We start from the raw sequence: 2,784 nt of genomic DNA on the forward strand, positions 1-2,784 counted from the left end.
GTCAGCGTCGTCTTGCCGTGGTCAACGTGACCAATCGTACCAACGTTGACGTGCGGCTTGGTCCGCTCAAATTTACCCTTGGCCATTTTCGACTCCCAAAAGGAATTTCACAGGTTGCGCCGCGCGCAAACAGACACTGACTTTTACTGCTGGTGCCCATGGGCAGGATCGAACTGCCGACCTCTCCCTTACCAAGGGAGTGCTCTACCACTGAGCCACATGGGCGGTATTACGCTTCAACTACACGGACTGGAGCGGGTGAAGGGAATCGAACCCTCGTCGTAAGCTTGGAAGGCTTCTGCTCTACCATTGAGCTACACCCGCACGGGCCACTAACGATTCCCTACCGCTCTCTGCGCTGATGTTCTGGTGGAGGAGGTTGGATTCGAACCAACGTAGGCGTAAGCCAACAGATTTACAGTCTGCCCCCTTTAGCCACTCGGGCACCCCTCCGTAGAGAACTGACGATTATGGGGGTGCATCGCACTCTTGTCAAGCACATCCGGAAGATTATTTTCACTCTCTTCCAGCGCGCCTTGGCGACTCACCCGACACCCGCGCTCGCCTGGCTGAGGCAAGCACAAGAGGGCCACCGATTCGGCGCCCACATCTTCGTCAGACTCCGTCTTCAGCTTCGATTTGCATCTTCGCTAAAAACGAAAGACCGCCATCATACGACCTCCTGCGCATAATGCCAAGCGGGTAGATGCAAAAAATTCGCAATTTCCATGCCGGAGCGATCTGCAGGGCCACCGACGAGAGCCCGGACCGGTTGAAGTTGATTGATAGCGACGCATCATCACACCGCCAGGTCAGGGACAGCCGGCTTCTGCGCAGGGGTTTCCGGCACACGGGATGCTGAAGCCGGATTCAGGGTAGAGCGCAGCCGTTCTCGCCAGCTCCGCTGAGGCACCGAAATCTAACCGTCAGGACAGGGGCCACCTCCGGTCGACACCGCCTTCTTCACCACGAACAGAAGGCAGGCGCGATACCATCCCGTGTCGCGCACTCAATCCACCCCGCTGCCACCTCATGCGAAAGGCGGCGTCGCTTCTTGCCTTCGCGCTGATCTTCGCCTCTTCCGCCGCGCATGCAGGTGACACCGACAATGCGCAGTGCTGCACTGGAGGAGTAGTGGCAGTCCGACAGCAAGCGCTTTCCGAGAGCCACGCCGGCGGGCGTGCGAAAGGCGCTGCGGCTCCCCAGCGCACGAGACGTTAAAACCGGCCATCGACACCGGTTGCTTCACGGGCACCGGCAACGTGGCGACGCCCGCGAGCGCCACGGCCCCGGAAGCAATCGAGTACGCGTGGCCGCTGAACGATGCGTCGCCCCACCTTATCGCGGCCGGGAGCGACGATAACGCCTCCCGGAGCGACGCCGACAGTTCGGACCTGCCTCGACGTCTTGCAGCCGCTGATACGCGACGATCTGCGCCCGCGGGCCTAGCTGCCACATAGCCTGCGCGTCGCCGTCGCAGCGAACGTGCAGCAGCGCAGCGCGCGTTGCATCGCGCCATCACGCAAGGCGACCAGCATGAACGTCTGCGCTGTACACGCGACATCGGACGCGTCGATTCGATGCACGCCTCGTTCAGTTGAGCGGGGATACGTGCGTCGGCTTTGACCGCCCTCGGTGCATATGCAACACCCCATCCCGATCAGGAGGCGGGGGAATACGACATGCAACGCGAACTCGTCGACATCGGCCGCTCGCTGCCCGGCGATGCTCGTGTTGACCCGGGATCAGGGCAAAAGCACGATCCGCCAATTTGCCCCGATCACGCGCTCGGCAATGGGTGATCCAAGCACCGCAGCACGGTGCGATTGACCGGCGTCACCGCAGACGGTACGCATTTCGCGTTGATGGGCGAAGGCCGTGACTGTTTCGGCGGCACCGGCTATTCGCTCGTCGAAGAAATCCATGTCCCTCAAAACGGGCAGCCCGTTCTCGTCAGAAACCGCAGCGCGGACTTCTGACGGGATCGAGCCGCCGCGCTGGGTTTGGCTCGTGTCGCCTCGGCCTCGGCGGAGGGCGCGACAGCAGTTTCGCTCGTCATTCGAGCGCTGACAGGCATGCTCTAGCCGGCTCGCCCCGCGGACCAGGGCATCGTAGATTTGCCACGAAACGAGCCTACCGCACTCCAGTAGCCCAAAAAATCGGCGACATTAGGTGAAAATATACGAGATATGTCGGCCAATAGCCGGAGATGACGAGTTCTCGAGGTACAGCGACTCGACCTGTCATGCAATGCGCTCGCGGAGGCAAATACCGGGAGAAAGACCAGGAGACGAGATCACTCCGAGCATGAAGCCGCCACCGACGGCGGCCAGACGTGGACGAAAACTTCGCCGTGCGCAAGAGTGATCGGCTGCCGCCGGTCGGTCTCAGGATGGAAACCGCATGGAGCTCGATGCCAGCGGCGACTGAGTGGATGGCCGTGGTAGATCTCGCTGCGCGAGTTCGATGCTGCCGCCCCCGTGATGAGGACCAGAATGTGCCAGCCACCGTCAACTCGAAAGATTCAGCGCCGATCAGGCTCCTCACTGCGAACGGTGCAAGGCTAGCCGTCTTGGCTGAGGAAATGCCGGATACTCGGCCCGTTCGCGACACAGCGCGCGGCGTGCAGACGGTCCCGCTCGCTCATCAACGACGACGTCGACGGATCGCGCTTTTCCGCGCCGCAAAATGCAAAAACCCCCGCCTGTTCGGGCGGGGGTTTCTGGCTTAGGGAGCCTGACGATTACCTACTTTCACACGGGAATCCGCACTATCATCGGCGTA

Annotated in this window: 2 protein-coding genes and 3 tRNA genes; 1 reads left to right on the forward strand and 4 read right to left on the reverse strand. The window is 61.4% G+C overall.

Annotated features, from left to right (window positions below):
- From DIE23_RS38770 to DIE23_RS38785, 4 genes are all read right to left on the reverse strand, one after another.
- On the reverse strand, window positions 1–86 hold an 86-nt coding region (locus tag DIE23_RS38770), incomplete at its 3' end, for a GTP-binding protein (protein ID WP_033473206.1).
- A gap of 64 nt (window positions 87–150) precedes the next feature.
- Window positions 151–225, reverse strand: a tRNA-Thr gene (locus DIE23_RS38775).
- A gap of 25 nt (window positions 226–250) precedes the next feature.
- Window positions 251–324 (reverse strand) — tRNA-Gly (locus tag DIE23_RS38780).
- 43 nt (window positions 325–367) lie between these two features.
- Window positions 368–453: transfer RNA gene (locus tag DIE23_RS38785), tRNA-Tyr, on the reverse strand.
- Between the two features lie 1,373 nt (window positions 454–1,826).
- Here DIE23_RS38785 and DIE23_RS39845 point away from each other — a divergent pair.
- A complete protein-coding gene (locus tag DIE23_RS39845; RefSeq protein ID WP_185646623.1) occupies window positions 1,827–1,979 on the forward strand; it encodes a hypothetical protein in 153 nt (50 codons plus the stop codon).
- Window positions 1,980–2,784: the final 805 nt, after the last annotated feature.

Origin of the sequence: Burkholderia sp. Bp9143, assembly GCF_003853645.1 — a bacterium.
GTDB lineage: Bacteria > Pseudomonadota > Gammaproteobacteria > Burkholderiales > Burkholderiaceae > Burkholderia.